Raw genomic sequence first — 17,612 nt, forward strand, 5'->3', positions numbered from 1 at the left:
GTCTCTCCGGTTCGCATTTCAGTGCTCAGAACGCGCAATCAGAACGTGAGGTTGTGCTTCTCGAAGTGACGGGCGAGCGCCTGCATGTACTCGTCGCCGTGGAACGGTCCGCGTGCACCGATGGCGGCCTCGAGGAAGGGTCCGTACTCCTCGTCGTTGACGTAGGTCGACCAGTGCACGATCCGGCACTCCTCGTCGGTCTCGACGAAGCTGATGGAGTAGAAGCCCTGCGTTTCACCGGTGTTGACGTTGGTCCCCTCCCAGCGGTAGCGCTGGACGAAGCCGTTCTCCGCGGGCCACACCTTGAAGTCGACGGGCTTCCAGTCGGGGAACGTGATCCCGTAGGCCTTGGCCTCGATGGTGGCGGCGGTGTCCCAGTGGGTCGCCACGTCTTTGAGGACCAGTTCCTGTTCGGCCACGAAGTACGGCGAGGTGTAGACCGCGTCCTCGGTGAACTCCCATTCGTCGTAGGTCTCGCCTTCCTGCACCTTCTGCAGGACGTACTTGTCGCGGTAGCTTTCGGCCATCCGGCGATGTTTGGCGATGCGCTCGACGAGATCCATTGCGTGAGAGTTCCTTTCGTCCACCGCCCGCACCGGATCGGCGTCCCGTGCTGGAACTCACTTGAATATACAGACCTGCATCTCAGATACAAGACCGAATGTGGCGAGGTTTGCCGGACGTCGATCAGTTCGGCAGCTTGATCACCGAGGTGTACATCTCCACCATCGGCCGGTAGAGGTCGACATCGTCGAGTTGACTGCCCAGCACCACGGAGTCGCTGGTGGCGACGAGCGCATGGGCGAAGGTCTGTGGGGAGATCATCAGCGTCGCGCCCAGCTTGTCCATGCTTTCGACGATGAACGCCGCGAGTTGGTCGACCACTTCCGACCGCTTGGCCGCGACGCGTTCGCGGGCATCCGGGTTCCGCTGCAGATACAGCGTGAACTCCAGGCCCAGCGCGGCGTGCTCGGCGCCGCGGTCGATGCTCAGCTGCCGCCAGCGTTCGGCGATCTCGTCGAGCTCCCGAGCCCCCACGCGATCGGCCGAGGACATCACCTCGGCGAAGTTGTCGAAATAGCGGCGCCAGTACCGGTCGCTGACCGCGAGGAAGAGGTCCTCCTTGGTGGCGAAATGCTTGTAGATCGCGCCTTTGGTGTAGCCGGCGGCGAACGCGATGTCGTCGAGAGTCGCTGCGGTGAAGCCCTTTTCACTGAACACGTTCTCCGCTGCATCCAGCAGAAGCGAACGCGTGTGCTCCAGTCGCCGCTCCCGCGTCCAGCGTTCCACCATGACGAAAGTCTGCCATAAGATTCTGGGAATCCATTGAGTTACTCAGATACTAGTCGGTATATTCGCCGAGAATCGTGCGGTTGACGCACGACCGAGGAGGCGAAGTAGTGAGCGAACTGTCGGACAAGAAGCCCGCGGCCACCGAATCCCTGAGCAGCGTCGGCCGTCTCGATGCGCCGCCGCCCGCGGCCCCGTCGTCACGGCGGGTCAAGATCTGGGCCACCGCCGGCGGGATCATCCTGGTCTTCCAGATCTATGTGTGGATCCGCTGGATCACCGGCCCCTACTTCGAGCGGGTGGATCCCGGCCCGACGGACCCGCCGACCTTCATGAAGATCGCGTTGATGCTCTGGCAGATCGGATCGCCGGTCCTCTTCCCGGTCGCGATCTGGTGGTTCATCATCCGGCCGTGGCGACGTGAGCGACGAATCACGTTGGACGGCATGATCATGGTGTCCACGGGGCTGTTCTTCTTCCAGGACCCGCTGCTGAACTACATCAACACCTGGTGCACCTACAACGCCTGGGCGTTCAACATGGGGTCGTGGGCCCCGCACGTCCCGGGGTGGATGTCCCCCGAGCAACCGGGCGCCCAGGTGGCAGAACCCTTGGGCATCAACGTGTCCGGCTACGCCTACGGCGTGCTGCTCTGCACGATTCTGGGTTGCTGGGTGATGCGCAAAGCCCAGCAGCGCTGGCCGAACCTCGGCACCAAGGGGCTCATCGGCGTGGCCTTCGCGTTCGGGTTCGTCTTCGACTTCGTGATGGAAGGACTGATCCTGATGCCGCTGGGGATGTACACCTTCCCCGGTGCCATCCAATCGCTGTCGATCAATGCCGGCACCTACTACCAGTGGCCGATCTACGAGGGACTGATGTGGGGCGGCGTGCAGGCCGCACTGTGCTGCCTGCGCTTCTTCACCGACGACCGCGGCCGCACGGTCGTCGAGCGCGGACTGGACAACATCCGTGGCGGCTTCGCCAAGCAGCAGTTCATCCGATTCCTGGCGATCTTCGCCGCGATCAGCGCCTCGTTCTTCACCTTCTACATCATTCCGGCGCAGTTCATGGCCACCCATGCCGATCCGTGGCCCGAGGACGTGCAGAAGCGGTCCTACTTCACCTCGGGGCTGTGCGGCGACGGCACCGACCGGCCCTGCCCGCATCCCGACCTGCCCTTCCCGACCAAGCACTCCGGTTACGTCAACATCGACGGCGAACTGGTGATGCCCGAAGGTGTGGAGATGCCCGCGGTGGTACCTCACGAGGGACGGTGACGAGTTGTCCGTCGACAACCACGCCGTCAACCTCGAAAGCCGTTCACCTGCACCGTTTTACCGCCCGGTCGGTGACGAAGCCGAGGTCTTCCGCGCTGCTGCCCGTCGCGGATCCCCGGTCCTGCTGAAAGGGCCGACAGGGTGCGGCAAGACGCGCTTCGTCGAGGCGATGGCGCACGAACTCGGGCGTGACCTGATCACCATCGCCGGTCACGAGGACATGACCTCGGCCGACCTGGTGGGTCGGTTCCTGCTCAAAGGCGGGGAGACCGTCTGGGTCGACGGGCCGTTGACGCGGGCGGTCCGCACCGGTGCGATCTGCTACCTCGACGAAATCGTCGAAGCGCGTCAGGACACCACCGTGGTCATTCACCCGCTCGCCGACCACCGCCGCGAGCTTCCGATCGATCGACTCGGCACGACCCTGCCGGCGGCACCCGGCTTCCAGCTGGTGATCTCCTACAATCCGGGCTACCAGAGCGTGCTCAAGAGCATCAAGGAATCGACCCGGCAACGGTTCGTGGCCATCGAGTTGGATTTTCCGCCACCACAGGTGGAGGCCGAGATCGTCGCCCACGAAGCCGGGATCGATGCCGAGACCGCACGCGTGCTGGTCTCCATCGGCAACGCGATTCGCAACATCGACGGCTCACCGCTGCGGGAAGTGTCGTCGACTCGCATGCTGATCCTCGCCGGTGGCTTGGTCGCCGAGGGGCTCGCCCTGCGCCGAGCGGTGCAGGCGGCCATCGTCGAAGCGCTCTCCGACGACCGCGACGTGGTACGCGCGCTGGGCGAACTCGTGGACGCCCTGCTGCCCCGACCGTGACATCACCTGAACGGCACGATCCCGGGCATTTACGCCTGCTGGCCGGCTTTCTGGCCGGTCACGGCGTCGACCTTGTCGAAGCCCCCGCAGGACAACTGCCCTACACCGATGGCCGGGTGGTCTTCGTCTCGCACCGAGGCTCGCTCGAACAGCATCGACGCGAAGTGTTGGTGCAGGCCGCGTTGCTCGGAGCCGGGAGTCTCGACCCGGCGTTGATGCGTCCGCTTCGTGCGCGAGGCACCCTTGCTCGTCGCTATCTGGCCGTGGAAGGACGTCGGGTACTCGCCGGCCTCGCCGAGCGGGTTCCGTTGGCGGCGGGCCTCGACACCGGGGGGACACCCGAGACGGCTTCGGCACTCGAGTCGCTCGAATCGGCTCGCAGCCGAACGCGGATCGCCGACCCGCCCCAGTGGTTCGGGACGATCAAGCCTTTGCAGGTCGTCCCCTACGCTGCGATGCCGGGCGACCGGGCCACCGACGAGGATCTGCGCTTCCAGGTCGTCGCGGCCGCCCAGGGAGAGATGCCCGACGACGAAGACGACGACGGCCCGGCCGAGGAGAGCAAGATCCTCAAGCTCTTCGACAACCCACTGTTCAATTCGCAAGCGGTGGGTGACTTTCTGCGCAAGCTGCTCGGCTCTTCCCCGGGGTCCTCCGACAGCAGTTCCGGCGGTGCGGAATTGCAGGCCGGAGCCGCCCGCCGCACTCGGGAGGCGGGGCCGCAGGCTCGTCCCCTCCCCACCCGGATCCATTTCACCGACGAGGCCAACCCGGGCGCCGCTGTGGGGGTCGGCGGGGCGCTGCATCCCGAGTGGGACGTCTTCAAGAACCGATACCGGCCGCAGTGGTGCCGGGTGATCGACTATCCGTTCTCCGGTCACGCCGAGGTGGCGGCTGCCGGCATCGAATCCGACGATGTGCTGCGGCGACGGTTGTCCCGGGTCGGCCTCGGTCCGAAAGCGTTGCGCCGCAGGCCTGACGGCGACGAGTTGGACATCGAGGCGTTGGTCGACCTGTCCATCGATCTTCGCTCGGGTTGGTCGCCACCGGAACACATCTATGTCGAGCACCGCAAAACCGCCCGCAATCTGGGTGTTCTGATCCTGCTCGACGCGTCCGGGTCGGCCACCGACTCCGACCCCGAAGGGCTGGCCGTGCACGAGCACCAGCGTCGGGCCGCCGCCACGATCGCCGCGACGCTCGAAGACCTCGGCGACCGCGTGGCGGTCTATGCCTTCCGCTCCAAGGGTCGGCATGCCGTACACCTGCCGGCGATCAAGAAGTTCGGTCAACGCTTCACCGCGTTGAGTCGGGCCCGACTCAACCAACTGCAGCCGGCGCATTACACCCGACTCGGCGCGGGGATCCGCGGGGCAGGCGAGATCCTCAAGACCGAGGCCGGCACCCCGAACCGGCTCCTGCTGGTGTTGAGCGACGGTCATCCCTACGACGACGGCTATGAGGGACGCTACGCCGAGGCCGACGCGCACAAGGCGCTCGAAGAGCTGCGATCCGACGGTGTGGCGTGCCTGTGCCTGTCGATCGGCGCCGCCACCGACACCGACGCCCTGGAGCGGGTGTTCGGCTCGGCCAGCCACGCCACCGCCGCGACGCTGCGCGAGCTGTCGCCCCGGATGGACGAGTTGTTCCTGGCCGCGCTGCGCGAACTCGCCGCCCCTGTGCCGAGCAGACGCCAATCCCCCTAGAATTCCGCGAAACTGGGCGTTTTGGCGTCTGCTCGCGGGCAGTGTGGTGTCACGGCCCGCAACCACAACGTCGTTCCCCGACTGGAGGTGCTGATGCGTATCGGTGTGATGATCGGATCCGACAAGGAACGCCCGCGGGCAGACCGGCTCGCCGGGCTGATCGAAGACGGAAAAGCCGCAGAGGCACAGGGATTCGCGTCCTTCTGGATTCCACAGGTACCCGGCTATCTCGACGCGCTGACCGCGGCAGCGCTGCTCGGCCAGAACACCGACCGCATCGAGATCGGTACGGCCGTGGTCCCCATCCAGACCCGCCACCCGATGATCATGGCGCAGCAGGCGTTGACCACCCAGATCGTCTGCGACGGCCGCTTCACCCTGGGCATCGGACCGTCACACCACTGGATCATCGCCGACCAACTCGGTCTGCCCTACGACCGGCCGGCCCGGCTCGTGCGCGACTACCTGGACGTCCTCGACGCCGCGCTCGCCGGACCTGGCGCCGTGGATGTCGACAACGCCACCTACAGCGTGCACAGCCCCATAGATGTCACCGATGACTTCGGTGTCACAGTGCTGATCGCCGCGCTCGGGCCGACGATGCTGCAGATCGCTGGAGCGCGCACGGGCGGCACGATTCTGTGGATGGCCGACGAACGCGCCATCGGTGACTACGTGGTCCCCCGGCTGATGACCGCCGCCGAGGACGCCGGGCGCGACGCAGTGCGCGTCGTCGCCGGCGTCCCGGTCGCGCTGTGTGCTGCGGGCGAGGTCGACGACGCCCGCACGTACGCCGGCGAGGTCCTCGGGCACGCCGACTTCTCCCCCAACTACGTCCGGCTCCTCGAACACGGTGACGCCGAGGACGTCGGCGACACCATGGCCGCCGGCGACGAGGCCACCATCGCCTCCCGCTTGCGCCGCTACCGCGACGCAGGAGTCACCGACCTCGCGGCGCGGATCGTTCCGTTGGGCACCGACGCCACGCAACGGCGGGCGTCGCGACAGCGCACCCAGGACTTCGTCGCGTCGTTGGTCCCGGAGTTCATGTCCCCCCTCTGACCCGCCGAAATTGCATTCCACGCGCGTCAAACGGCCGTTTGACACGCGTGGAATGCAATTTCGGCGGTGTGATAGTTAGACAAGCGTCAACTATAGAGTTGTGCTGATCTGACTGTTAGGGTGCGAAAGTGCCCAGGACAGAGGCGCCGTCGGTGGCTGACGGTGGTCAGCGCCGAGCGTCCTACCAACGCGCTCGCTCGCACGAGACCAAACGGGGTCTCGTCCAAGCGGCGATGGCGCTCTGGCGCACCAACGGCTACGCGAAGACGACGGTGGCCGACATCTGCCGGGCCGCAGGGGTCTCCCGAGCGCTGTTCTACTTCTACTTCCCCGCCAAGGAAGACATCCTCTTCGAGGTGGGCCTGGGTTCGACTCGCGCGGCGCGACAGAAGGTCCGGTCGTTGCTGCGCTCCGACTACGACGTCGAGACGGTCATCGGCGAGGCCCTGCGCAGCCTTGAACGCTCGATGGCCCGTAATCCGCCGGACCTGGTGATCGAGACCATCCTCGAGGGCTACCGGCACGAGCACCGGATCATCGCGGATCAGGCAGCCGGCCAGACTCCCGCATACACCGCCGATACCGACATGTTCGGCGAACTGTTCGATCGCGCTCAGCGCGACGGCAAGATCGGCGCGCACGTCGACATCGACCACCTGTCCCGACTCGCCGGCATGCACGTCAGCGAGGGCGTACGCCATTGGGCAGCAGGAGCTTTCGGCAGTCGATCCTTCGCCGAAGTCGTCACCGGGGACATCGTCGCGCTGATCATCGGGTTCGACGCCAGGACCGGCCGATGACCCAGCCCAATTTGTCCGATCCGAGAGGAGACTCCCATGGCGTGGGAATTTGAGACCGACCCGGAATACCAGAAGTTGCTGGACTGGGCCGACGAGTTCGTCCGCGACGAGGTCGAGCCGCTCGACCTGGCATTCCCCGACCAGCAGTTCGTGCCGCTGGATGCCCAGCGCCGCAAGGTGATCGATCCGCTCAAAGACGAGGTGCGTCGCCGTGGGCTGTGGGCCACCCACTTGGGCACCGACCTCGGCGGGCAAGGCTACGGCCAGCTGAAGCTGGCCCTGCTCAACGAGATCCTGGGCCGGTCGCAGTGGGCGCCGATCGTGTTCGGCTGTCAGGCGCCCGACACCGGGAATGCCGAGATCATCGCCCACTACGGCACCGAGGCGCAGAAGGATCGCTACCTGCGTCCACTGCTCGACGGGGAGATGTTCTCCTGCTACTCGATGACCGAGCCGCACGCCGGCGCCGACCCCACGCTGTTCACCACCACCGCGGTGCGCGACGGCGACGACTGGGTGATCAACGGATGGAAGTTCTTCTCGTCCAACGCGCGAACCGCGTCGTTCTTGATCGTCATGGTCGTCACCAACCCCGATGTGAGCGCCTACCAGGGCATGTCGATGTTCCTGGTGCCCACCGACACCCCGGGGGTGAACATCGTCCGCAACGTCGGCCTGTACGGCGAGCGTGACGACGAGGGCTCGCACGCGCTGATCCACTATGACAATGTCCGGGTGCCCGCCGACGCGCTGCTCGGCGGTGAGGGCCAGGCGTTCGTCATCGCCCAGACCCGACTCGGGGGCGGCCGCATCCATCACGCGATGCGCACGATCGGGCTGTCCCGCAAGGCACTCGACATGATGTGTGAGCGCGCGTTGAGCCGCGAGACGCAGGGCAGCCGGCTGTCGGACAAGCAGTTCGTCCAGGGATACATCGCCGATTCCTATGCACAGCTGCTGCAGTTCCGGCTGATGGTCCTCTACACCGCGTGGGAGATCGACAAGTACAACGACTACAAGAAGGTGCGCAAGGACATCGCGGCGGTCAAGGTCGTGATGCCCACGGTGCTGCACGACATCGCCTGGCGCGCCATGCAAGTTCACGGCGCACTCGGTGTATCCAACGAGATGCCGTTCCTCGGCATGGTGACGGGAGCCGCGGTGATGGGTTTGGCCGACGGACCCACCGAGGTGCACAAGACGACTGTGGCCAGACAGGTGCTGCGCGACTACCAGCCCAATACCGATACCTGGCCCACCGAGTGGCTCCCGGGCAAGCGGGAGAAGGCCCGCGCCAAGTTCGCCCAGTACCTCGAGACCGCGATCGAGCACGAGGTGGGCAACCTGTGACCGACCTCGATACCGCACGCCTGTCGGCCTGGATGGACGAGGCGTCATTGCCCGGAAAAGGTGAGCCGCTGCAGACCCGGTTCCTGTCCGGCGGCACGCAGAACATCATCTATGAACTGAGCCGCGGCGAGCACCGCTGTGTGCTGCGGATGCCACCGCCGGATGCACCACCGGACCGGGACAAGGGCATTCTGCGCGAGTGGCGCATCATCGAAGCGCTCGACGGCACCGACGTTCCCCACACCGAAGCGGTCGGCGTGTGCCCCGACAATTCAGTGCTCGGGCGACCGTTCTACCTCATGGGTTTCGTCGACGGCTGGTCGCCGATGGATCTGCAAGGCGGCCGCTGGCCCGATCCCTTCGACGCCGACATCGAAGCACGGCAGCGGCTGTCGTACCAGCTGGCCGAGGGCATCGCACTGCTGTCGAAGGTGGACTGGAAGGCCAAGGGTCTGCACGACCTCGGTCGCCCCGACGGCTTTCACGAACGCCAGGTCGACCGGTGGACCGCGTTTTTCGAACGCATCAAGGGCCGCGAGATCGATGGGCTCGACGTCGCCACCGACTGGTTGCGCGCCCGTCGCCCAATGGATTTCGTCCCGGGTCTCATGCACGGCGACTACCAGTTTGCCAACGTGATGTACCGCCACGGTGCGCCCGCGCAACTGGCGGCGATCGTCGACTGGGAGATGGGCACCGTCGGCGATCCGAAGCTCGATCTGGGCTGGATGGTGCAGAGTTGGCCCGCCGACACGGCCGCACCGACGGAATCGGAGATGAGTTACGTCGACATGCGCGGGATGCCCTCCCGGGACGCGGTGGTCGAGCACTATGCGCAGGTGTCGGGTCGCCAGGTCGACGACCTCGACTACTACCTGGTGCTGGCCAAGTGGAAGTTGGCGATCGTACTCGAGCAGGGCTTTCAGCGCGCCGGTGACAACGAGAAGCTGCTCGCCTACGGCCCGGTCATCGTCGAGTTGATGCGTTCAGCAGCCGACCTCGCCGAGTCCAGCGACTACCGCTGATGCGCGCCGCGGTCTGTGCGGTTTACGGACCTCCGCAGGTGGTGCAGGTCTGTGACGAGCCCACACCGAGCGTGGGTGCGGGCCTCGTCCGGGTGCGCGTCGGTGCTGCCGCGGTGAATTTCCCCGACGTGCTCCTGGTTGCCGATGCCTACCAGGTCAGCGTGCCCACCCCGTTCGTGCCGGGCAGCGAGTTTGCCGGCGAGGTCGTCGAAACAGGTTCCGGCGTCGAAGGATTCCGCAAGGGCGACCGCGTCGCCGGGACAGTGCTGCACGGCGCGTTCGCCGAGGAGGTCGTGGTTCCCGCCGCCGCCCTGATGGCGGTTCCCGACGGCGTCGACGATCGCACCGCGGCCGCATTCGGGGTGGCTCACCGCACCGCGTATCACACCCTGCGGTCGGTGGCCCGGGTCTCGGCGGGCGACGACGTGGTCGTGCTCGGTGCAGGTGGCGGCGTTGGTCTTGCCGCCGTCGCGCTGGGCGTATTGCTCGGCGCGACGGTCACCGCGGTGGCGTCGTCGCAGGAGAAGCTCGAGGTCGCGCGAAGTCACGGTGCGCGCCATCTGATCAACCACCGAGAGGGCGACGTGCGCGGCGCCCTGAGGGAGGCGCTACCGACAGGAGCGCACGCGGTCATCGACCCGGTGGGAGGCGCGCTGTCCGAACCGGCCCTGCGTTCGTTGCGCCGTGGCGGCCGGTTCGTCACGGTCGGATTCGCATCCGGCGTCATCCCGGCGATTCCTCTGAACCTGGTGCTGGTCAAGGGCGTCCACATCTTGGGGTTCCAGTTCGGCGACGTGCCCGCCGAGGAGTTCACCCGCAACGAGGGCAAATTGCGCGAACTGCTGATCGGTGGACGCGTCCGCCCTCACATCGGCGCGGTCTATCCGCTGGACGAGGTGGCCGAGGCTCTCGCCCATGTCGCGGACGGCCGCGCGGTCGGCAAGGTCGTGCTCGACCTCACCCGGTGAGCGCTCAGCTGGCCGGGACCAGATCAGCAGCCACCGACGCCAGCATTCCGCAGCGGAAGGACTCGGTGCGCGCCACCGGGTCGCCCGAATCCTGGGCTGCCGCAAGGGCAAGCGACTTGAACGCCCGCGCCGCCGCGCTGAGGTGGTGGTGCGCGGAGTCCACGCTGCTGCCCAGTTCGGCAGGCACGTCCTCGCCCCACAAGGTCACCTCGGTGGCACCCTGATCGAGCGCGTTACGCACGTGCGCCAGTACCCGGGGGTCCCGATCGAACAGGTCCGCGGCAACCGCAACGGTCTGCGGGTGTGGCCGGTCCTCCCATGCCTCCAACGCCGACTCGAGGTCGAGCGTCCGAGCACCCAGGATCTGCAACGGCCGGACGTCGTCGTCGCTACCCAGCAGCACGGTGACGTCCCAGCCGGCCATCACGCGGTCGTAGATCCAACCGCCCGCGTAACGCACCGCGTCACGCACGGTCGGGGCGACGACATCCAGCCGGTACCTCATGTCTGGCTCGGTGGCGCCAGCTCCCGCCCCAGCGACTCCGCGTACCCCTTGAACACCTCGGCCAACTGAATCGAGGGATCGAGCAACCATAGGGTCTCCATTCCATAGGTAAAGGCGAGGATTTCCACGGCCTTGCTGGCACCGTCTACGTCTGAGCGGTACATCCCGCTGCGTTGACCACGCTCGATGATCGAGGTGATGATCTCGACCGCTGCCCGGTAGCGATTGAGCAGTCGGTCGTGCAGCGGCGCGTCGGGTGCGATGTTCTCCACCAGGAGCACGGTGAACGTCCCGACCAGTTCGGGCGCCCGGTCGAACCTCTCGGGGACGCGGCTGAGTTCGGTGACGAGGTCACCGGACAGGTAGTCGGCGTGCACCTCGTCGTCGGCGTCGCGGGCATCGAGGACGGCGTTGAGCAACTGTTCTTTGGATTCGAAGTGGTGCAGCAGGCCCGCCGGGGTGACTCCGGCCTCCTTGGCGATCTGGGCCAGCGAGGTGTTCCGCCAACCATTGCGGGCCAGGAGGCGCTCCGCCACGCCGAGGATGCGCTGTCTGCGGTCCTCCCCTTTGGCGAGGAGCGACTCATACGGCCGCACGGCCGTCGGCTCCGGAACTAACACCCGACTCCCTTGTCGCAAACCAACCTTCTGAACACACAGTAGGTAGGTTGGGTGGGCTGTGACAAGGGTCTCAACGGGTTTATTTTTTGACACGTGTCTCACCTGCGGTTCGGTGAGAGTGTGCCTCGCTGTCTACAACCCCAGGGACTTGGCGATGATCACCTTCATGACCTCGCTGGTGCCGGCATAGATCCGGGCGACCCGCGCATCGGTGTAGAGGCGAGCGATCGGATACTCCATCATGTAGCCGTAGCCGCCGAAGAGCTGCAGACAGCGGTCCACGACACGCTGCTGCATCTCGGTGCAGAACAACTTGACCCGAGCGGCATCGGCGCCCGACAGCTCCCCCTCGACGTGCAGCGCGACGGCCCGGTCGAGCATCGCCTGGGCGGCCTCCACCTCCGTGGAGCACGCGGCGAGTTCGAACTTCGTGTTCTGGAACGAGGCCACCGGCGTGCCGAACGCCTTGCGGCTCTGGGTGTATTCGATCGCCGCGGAGATCGCCGAGCGCGCCTGGGCGACTGAACCCACGGCCACCGTCAGCCGCTCCTGCGGCAGGTTGTGGCCCAGGTAGGAGAACGCCTCGTCGACCTCACCGAGCACGTTGGCCGCCGGCACCCGCACGTCGACGAACGACAGTTCGGCGGTGTCCTGGACCTTGCAGCCCATCTTCTCCAGCTCCCGGCCGCGGGTGAAGCCGGCCATGCCGTCTTCGACGACCAACAGCGTCAACCCTTTTCGGCGGTTGTCCGGGTCGGTGGAGGTGCGGGCGACGACGATCACCAGGTCGGCCTGCATGCCGCCGGTGATGAACGTTTTGGCGCCGTTGACGATGTAGTCGTCACCGTCGCGGACAGCAGTGGTGCGCACGCCCGCCAGATCGGATCCGGTACCGGGCTCGGTCATCGCGACCGCCGTCAACAACGTGCCCGCGGCCAGACCGGGGAACCAGCGTTGACGCTGCTCTTCGTTGGCGTAGTGCAGGAAGTACGGCAGGATCACCTCGAGCTGGGTCCGCACCGTCGAAAGAGTCACCAGAGCGCGTGCCGCTTCTTCCTGCAGCACCACGTTGTACCGGTAATCGGGTTGGCCCGCACCGCCGTACTCTTCGGGGATCGCCATGCCCAGCATGCCGAGTTCGCCCATCCGCGCGAAGACCTCACGAGGCATCCGGCCGCCTTTCTCCCACTGCGGGTAGTCCGGGACCACCTCCTTTTCGACGAAGTCGCGGGCCAGTTCCCGGAACGCCTCGTGGTCCTCGGTGAACAGATCTCTACGCACGTGAAAGGCCTTCCTGGCTAGGCGACGAGCTCGACGATGGTGGCGTTGGCGGTCCCGCCGCCCTCGCACATCGTCTGCAGCCCGTAGCGAATTCCGTTGTCCCGCATGTGGTGGATCATCCGGGTCATCAGTACCGCGCCCGACGCCCCCAGTGGGTGACCCAGCGCGATCGCCCCACCCAGTGGGTTGAGCTTGGCTTCGTCGGCACCGGTGTCGACCAGCCACGCCAGCGGCACGGGCGCGAACGCTTCGTTGACCTCGAAGACGCCGATCTCGTCGAGCTTCAGGCCGGCCTTGTGCAACACCTTCTCGGTCGCCGGGATGGGCCCGGTGAGCATCAGCTTGGGATCGGCACCGGTCACCGCGCCGGCGCGGTAGCGCACCAGCGGCGTCAGGCCGAGGTTGACCGCGTTCTCGGCGGTGGTCACCAGCAGCGCGGCGGCCCCGTCCGAGATCTGCGAGGAGTTGCCGGCGTGGATCACACCGTCCTCGGTGAACGCCGGCTTGAGGTTGGCGAGCTTCTCCACGGTGGTGCCCCGGCGGATGCCCTCGTCGTCGGTCACTATCCCGCCATCGGTGCCGGATTCGCTCCTCGCGTGCGCGGTGAACACCGGCACGATCTGATCCTTGAACGCTCCCGCATCCTGCGCCGCGGCCGCGCGTTCATGTGACTGCGCGGAGTACTCGTCGAGGCGGGCCCGGGAGAAACCCCACTTCTGCGAGATCATCTCCGCCGAGATGCCCTGGTTGAACGAGAAATCGTCATAGCGGGCAAAGACTTTCGGGCCATACGGAGTGCCGGTGGCACGCGCCGCGCCCAGCGGCACGCGGCTCATCACCTCGACTCCCCCGGCGACCACCATGTCCTGCTGACCCGACATCACCGCCTGCACGGCGAAGTCGAGTGCCTGTTGGCTGGACCCGCAGGCCCGGTTGACGGTGGTACCGGGGATGTGTTCGGGCCAGCCGGCCGCGAGCACCGCGTAACGACCGATGTTGCTCGACTGGTCCCCCACCTGCGAGACACAGCCCCACACAACGTCGTCGATGATGTCGGTGTCGACGCCGGTGCGTTCCACCAGCTCGTTGAGCACCAGCGCCGACAGGTCGGCGGCGTGCTGCTCGGACAGGCCGCCGTTGCGCTTTCCGACCGGGGTGCGCACAGCCCCGACGATGACCGTCTCCCGCATGCTCTACTCCTCATCTCTGGGCTTGTCGTACAGGGCCCACGCCCCGGTGAACTGTGGATCGCGCTTGGCGGCGAACGCGGCATACGCCTCGGTCGAGTCTGCGGTGGCGAAGTTGCCCGGTTGGGCTCGCGCCTCGTTGGCCAGCGCTTCGCGCAGGGTCACACTGGCGCCGTCGTTGAGTAGCGCCTTGCTCTGTGCGAGCGCGAACGGCGGTCCGGCCGCCAACCGGTCGGCGAGGCCGTCGACGAACGCGTCGATCTCCCCCGCCGGCGTGACCCAGGTGACCAGTCCCAGTTCGCGGGCTTCCTGGGCACTGATCATGTCGGCCAGCAGCACAAGCCGTTTGGCCTGCTGCAGGCCGACGAGTTTGGGCAGCAGCCAGGAACCGCCGAGGTCGACCGACAGGCCGCGCTTGGAAAAGATCTGGCAGAAGCGTGATTCCGGCGTCGCGACCACCAGGTCGCAGCCGAGGGCCAGGTTCCAACCGGCGCCGACGGCCACGCCGGTGACCTTGGCGATGGTCGGGACCGCCAGTTCGTGCAGCGCCAGAGCCACATCGGTGAGTCGGTCGAGTTTGTAGCGCGGGTGGATCTGCTCGCCGGTGCCGATGTCGGCTCCCGAGCAGAACGCCCCGCCGGCACCGGTGAGCACCAACGCGCGGATGTCGGGATCGCGTTTGAGCTGCCGCAGCGCGTCGGCGAGCTCCACCCACAGCTGTGCGTCGATCGCGTTGCGCCGGTCGGGGCGGTTCAGCGTCAGCGTGCGGACTCCGTCGCGATCCGACGACAGCAGCACCTGCTCAGCCACGGTAGGCCGGCCCGATCACACCGTCGGCCCGCAGCTGCACCAATTCCTCTGCGCTGACGCCGATTTCGTTGAGCACCGAGTCGGTGTGCTCGCCGAGACCGGGGATGGCTCCCATCGGCTGCTCGAAGTCGCTGATGACCGGCGGCGGCCGCAGTGCCTGGATGTCACCTTTTGGCGTCGCGACGGTGCGCCAACGGTCTCGTGCGGTGAGTTGCGGGTGCACGATGACCTCGCTGGGCTTGTTGTAGCGAGAGTTCCCGATCCCGGCATCGTCGGCCTTCTTCTGGATGTCTGCGAGATCGTGCTGAGCGCACCACTTCCCGATCGCGTCCTCGAGGATCTCACGATGCGCGCAGCGGTCGGAGTTGGTGGCAAAGCGTGGATCGTCAGCCAGGTCGGGTCGGTCGATGATCTCTCGCGCCACCCGTTGCCACTCCCGGTCGTTGGTGGTGCCGAGGACGACCGTCTGCCCGTCGCGCGTCGGAAAGGCGCTGTAGGGGGCGACCGCGGGTGACCCGACACCGAGGGGCTCCTGGTCGATCCCGGAATGCTGGGTGTAGGTCAGCGCATAACCCATGACATCGGTCATCACGTCGAACAGGCTCAGCTCCACCGAGGGCGCCGGGTTGTTCTCCGGCCGGCGGACTCGGCCGTAGAGCAGCGCCAGGATCGAGATCGCAGCGTAAAGCCCGGTGCTGAAATCCGCCATGGCGGGACCGGGCTTGGCGGGCATGCCCGGATAGCCGGTGATGGCGCACGAACCCGACTCCGCTTGCACCAGAAGGTCATAGGCGCGCTTGTGCGAGATCGGACCGCCTGGTCCGTAGCCGTCGATTTCCACCGGAATGACGTTGGGGTGACGCACCGCGAGGTCCGCGGGCGCCAAGCCCAGACGCGCGGTGGCCCCGGGGGCGAGATTGGACACGAAGGCATCGGCACGGTCGAGCAGTCGGTGCAACAGCTCCAGACCTGCGGGCGACTTGGTGTTCAGGGTCACCGATTCCTTGCCACGGTTGGCCCAGACGAAATGCGCCGCCAGACCGCCGGGGCCGTTGACCACGTCGTCGTAGTCACGGGCGAAGTCCCCGCCCTTCGGGTTCTCCACCTTGATCACCCGAGCCCCGAAATCGGCCAGGACGCGGGTGCACATGGGTGCGGCCACGGCTTGCTCCATGGCCACGACGGTGACGCCGGCCAGAGGTCCGGCGCTCGGTTCAGAACTCGTCACGTGTTCACATAACCATAGGACCGAGTGCGGCCTGCGCTGCCGCCACTCAGTAGCTCCGCGGCAGCCCGAGCACGTGCTCGCCCAGGAAGTTCAGGATCATCTCCTGGCTCACCGGCGCGATCTTCATCAGACGCGATTCCCGGAAATACCGCGAGACGTGATACTCCTCGGAATAACCCATGCCACCGTGCAACTGCAGCGCCCGGTCGGCCGCACCGAATCCGGCGTCGGCGCACAGATACTTGGCCGTGTTGGCCTCGCGTCCACACGGTTTGCCGTTGTCGTAGAGCCAGGTGGCTTTGCGCAGCACCAGTTCGGCGGCGTCGAGTCGGGCCAGCGAGTCCGCCAGCGGGAACTGCAGTCCCTGGTTCATGCCGATGGGCCGGTTGAACACATGGCGTTCGTTGCCGTACTTGACTGCCTTCTCGAGCGCGACCCGCCCGATGCCCAGCGCCTCGGCGGCGATCAGCATGCGCTCAGGGTTCAGCCCGTCGAGGATGTACTTGAAGCCCTTGCCTTCCTCGCCGACGCGGTCCTCGACGGGCACCATCAGGTCGTCGATGAACAGTTCGTTGGAGCTCACCGCATTTCGTCCCATCTTGTTGATGGGCCGGATGTCGACACGGTCACGGTCGAGGTCGGTCAGGAACAGCGTCATGCCGTCGGTCTTCTTGGTGACCTCATCGTAGGGGGTGGTACGGGTCAACAGCAGGATCTTCTCCGACTCCAGCGCTTTGGAGATCCACACCTTGCGCCCGTTGACGCGATAGTGGTCGCCTTCGCGCTTGGCAGTCGTGGTGATGCGCGAGGTGTCCAGACCGGCACCGGGTTCGGTGACGCCGAAGCACACGTGCAGATCCCCGTTGACGATCCGGGGCAACGTACGCGCCTTGAGTTCGTCGGAGCCGTGCTTGACCACGGGCTGCATGCCGAAGATCGACAGGTGGATCGCGCTGGCGCCGTTCATCGCCGCACCCGAGCGTGACACCTCCTCGAGGAGCAGAGTCGCCTCGGTGATGCCCAGACCGTGCCCGCCGTACTCCTCCGGGATGGTCATGCCGAGCCAACCGCCCTTGGCGATGGCGTCGTAGAACTCCTGCGGGAACTCGTGCGCCTGGTCCTTCTCCATCCAGTAGTGGTCGTCGAACTTGCTGGCCAGTTCTGCCACCGACTTGCGGATCAGTTCCTGGTCTTCGCTCAGCTCGAAACTCATACCACCCGGCATGCTGCTTCTCCTCAATCGTTCAAACGCCGGAATTGCATCCCATCCGGTCTCCTCATGGGATTCCGCTGATGGAATGCAATTCCGGCAGACGGTGTGCTCAGTCCTTGTTGCCGGTGATCGACTTCGCGCTGGCCGCGAAGTCGGCGAAGGACGCCCCGGTCTTCTCCTTGTTGGACAGGGCTTGGATGGAGACGTCGTGTCCTTCGGCGGCTTTGCGTAGCGCTCCGACGGTGGCCTGGTCTTTGCCGATGTGGGTGAACGGATCCCAGTGATACCAGCGCATCGCGTTTTCGTAGGTCATCTTGTTGATCTCGTCGTCGGCGACGTTGTTGGCTTTCAGGACCTCGTCGAGTTGTTCGGGGGCCCCGGGCCACATCGAATCCGAATGCGGGTAGTCCGCCTCCCAGCAGATGTTGTCCACCCCGATGGCATGGCGGGTGGCCACCCCG

Annotated in this window: 18 protein-coding genes; 8 read left to right on the forward strand and 10 right to left on the reverse strand. The window is 66.3% G+C overall.

The window, feature by feature from the left end:
• Positions 1 to 38: 38 nt before the first annotated feature.
• Both ACQI46_RS14860 and ACQI46_RS14865 read right to left on the reverse strand, forming a co-directional pair.
• Positions 39 to 563 carry a hypothetical protein gene (locus tag ACQI46_RS14860; protein ID WP_427094763.1) on the reverse strand — a complete coding sequence of 175 codons (525 nt, stop codon included), beginning with the start codon at positions 561 to 563 and terminating at the stop codon, positions 39 to 41.
• 124 nt (positions 564 to 687) lie between these two features.
• Positions 688 to 1,293, reverse strand: coding sequence for a TetR/AcrR family transcriptional regulator (locus ACQI46_RS14865; RefSeq protein ID WP_427094764.1), 606 nt, complete (start codon positions 1,291 to 1,293; stop codon positions 688 to 690).
• Between the two features lie 107 nt (positions 1,294 to 1,400).
• Between ACQI46_RS14865 and ACQI46_RS14870 the strand changes: the two genes are divergently transcribed.
• The 8 genes from ACQI46_RS14870 (at position 1,401) to ACQI46_RS14905 (ending at position 10,307) form a co-directional block, all read left to right on the forward strand.
• On the forward strand, positions 1,401 to 2,570 hold the full coding sequence (locus ACQI46_RS14870) for a spirocyclase AveC family protein (RefSeq protein WP_427094765.1): 1,170 nt from the start codon (positions 1,401 to 1,403) through the stop codon (positions 2,568 to 2,570).
• A 4-nt stretch (positions 2,571 to 2,574) separates the two neighbouring features.
• Positions 2,575 to 3,396: an AAA family ATPase gene (locus ACQI46_RS14875; protein WP_427094766.1), complete on the forward strand. Its 822-nt coding sequence runs from the start codon at positions 2,575 to 2,577 to the stop codon at positions 3,394 to 3,396.
• Positions 3,393 to 5,102, forward strand: a complete 1,710-nt coding sequence (locus ACQI46_RS14880) for a nitric oxide reductase activation protein NorD (protein ID WP_427094767.1) — start codon at positions 3,393 to 3,395, stop codon at positions 5,100 to 5,102. The genes ACQI46_RS14875 and ACQI46_RS14880 overlap by 4 nt, the downstream gene beginning before the upstream one ends.
• Positions 5,103 to 5,195: 93 nt before the next feature.
• Positions 5,196 to 6,164, forward strand: a complete 969-nt coding sequence (locus tag ACQI46_RS14885; RefSeq protein ID WP_427094768.1) for a TIGR03564 family F420-dependent LLM class oxidoreductase — start codon at positions 5,196 to 5,198, stop codon at positions 6,162 to 6,164.
• A gap of 128 nt (positions 6,165 to 6,292) precedes the next feature.
• Positions 6,293 to 6,964 (forward strand): TetR/AcrR family transcriptional regulator, encoded by a 672-nt coding sequence (locus tag ACQI46_RS14890; RefSeq protein ID WP_427094769.1) that lies wholly within the window; start codon positions 6,293 to 6,295, stop codon positions 6,962 to 6,964.
• 36 nt (positions 6,965 to 7,000) lie between these two features.
• The gene (locus ACQI46_RS14895) at positions 7,001 to 8,314 is read left to right on the forward strand and encodes an acyl-CoA dehydrogenase family protein (RefSeq protein WP_427094770.1); all 1,314 of its coding nucleotides are present in this window, start codon (positions 7,001 to 7,003) and stop codon (positions 8,312 to 8,314) included.
• Positions 8,315 to 8,346: 32 nt separating this feature from the next.
• A complete protein-coding gene (locus ACQI46_RS14900) occupies positions 8,347 to 9,339 on the forward strand; it encodes a phosphotransferase family protein (RefSeq protein ID WP_427094802.1) in 993 nt (330 codons plus the stop codon).
• A complete protein-coding gene (locus ACQI46_RS14905) occupies positions 9,339 to 10,307 on the forward strand; it encodes an NADPH:quinone oxidoreductase family protein (protein ID WP_427094771.1) in 969 nt (322 codons plus the stop codon). Before ACQI46_RS14900 ends, ACQI46_RS14905 begins: the two co-directional genes overlap by 1 nt.
• Positions 10,308 to 10,311: 4 nt before the next feature.
• On the opposite strand, the gene ACQI46_RS14910 is transcribed toward ACQI46_RS14905, so the two are convergent.
• The 8 genes from ACQI46_RS14910 to ACQI46_RS14945 form a co-directional block, all read right to left on the reverse strand.
• Positions 10,312 to 10,812: a hypothetical protein gene (locus tag ACQI46_RS14910; protein ID WP_427094772.1), complete on the reverse strand. Its 501-nt coding sequence runs from the start codon at positions 10,810 to 10,812 to the stop codon at positions 10,312 to 10,314.
• Positions 10,809 to 11,432 (reverse strand): TetR/AcrR family transcriptional regulator, encoded by a 624-nt coding sequence (locus tag ACQI46_RS14915; RefSeq protein ID WP_427094773.1) that lies wholly within the window; start codon positions 11,430 to 11,432, stop codon positions 10,809 to 10,811. The genes ACQI46_RS14910 and ACQI46_RS14915 overlap by 4 nt, the downstream gene beginning before the upstream one ends.
• 132 nt (positions 11,433 to 11,564) lie before the next feature.
• A complete protein-coding gene (locus tag ACQI46_RS14920) occupies positions 11,565 to 12,713 on the reverse strand; it encodes an acyl-CoA dehydrogenase family protein (protein WP_427094774.1) in 1,149 nt (382 codons plus the stop codon).
• A 17-nt stretch (positions 12,714 to 12,730) separates the two neighbouring features.
• Positions 12,731 to 13,903, reverse strand: coding sequence for a thiolase family protein (locus ACQI46_RS14925; protein ID WP_427094775.1), 1,173 nt, complete (start codon positions 13,901 to 13,903; stop codon positions 12,731 to 12,733).
• A 3-nt stretch (positions 13,904 to 13,906) separates the two neighbouring features.
• The gene (locus ACQI46_RS14930) at positions 13,907 to 14,698 is read right to left on the reverse strand and encodes an enoyl-CoA hydratase/isomerase family protein (RefSeq protein ID WP_427094803.1); all 792 of its coding nucleotides are present in this window, start codon (positions 14,696 to 14,698) and stop codon (positions 13,907 to 13,909) included.
• A 4-nt stretch (positions 14,699 to 14,702) separates the two neighbouring features.
• Positions 14,703 to 15,938: a CaiB/BaiF CoA transferase family protein gene (locus tag ACQI46_RS14935; protein ID WP_427094776.1), complete on the reverse strand. Its 1,236-nt coding sequence runs from the start codon at positions 15,936 to 15,938 to the stop codon at positions 14,703 to 14,705.
• A gap of 46 nt (positions 15,939 to 15,984) precedes the next feature.
• Entirely contained in the window at positions 15,985 to 17,163 is a 1,179-nt protein-coding gene (locus ACQI46_RS14940; RefSeq protein WP_427094777.1) for an acyl-CoA dehydrogenase family protein, read from the reverse strand.
• Between the two features lie 97 nt (positions 17,164 to 17,260).
• Positions 17,261 to 17,612, reverse strand: a 352-nt coding sequence (locus ACQI46_RS14945; RefSeq protein WP_427094778.1) for an amidohydrolase family protein, incomplete at its 5' end; no start/stop codon positions are given.

The organism is Mycobacterium sp. SMC-4 (genome assembly GCF_050205565.1).
In the GTDB taxonomy this organism is placed as follows: Bacteria; Actinomycetota; Actinomycetes; order Mycobacteriales; family Mycobacteriaceae; genus Mycobacterium.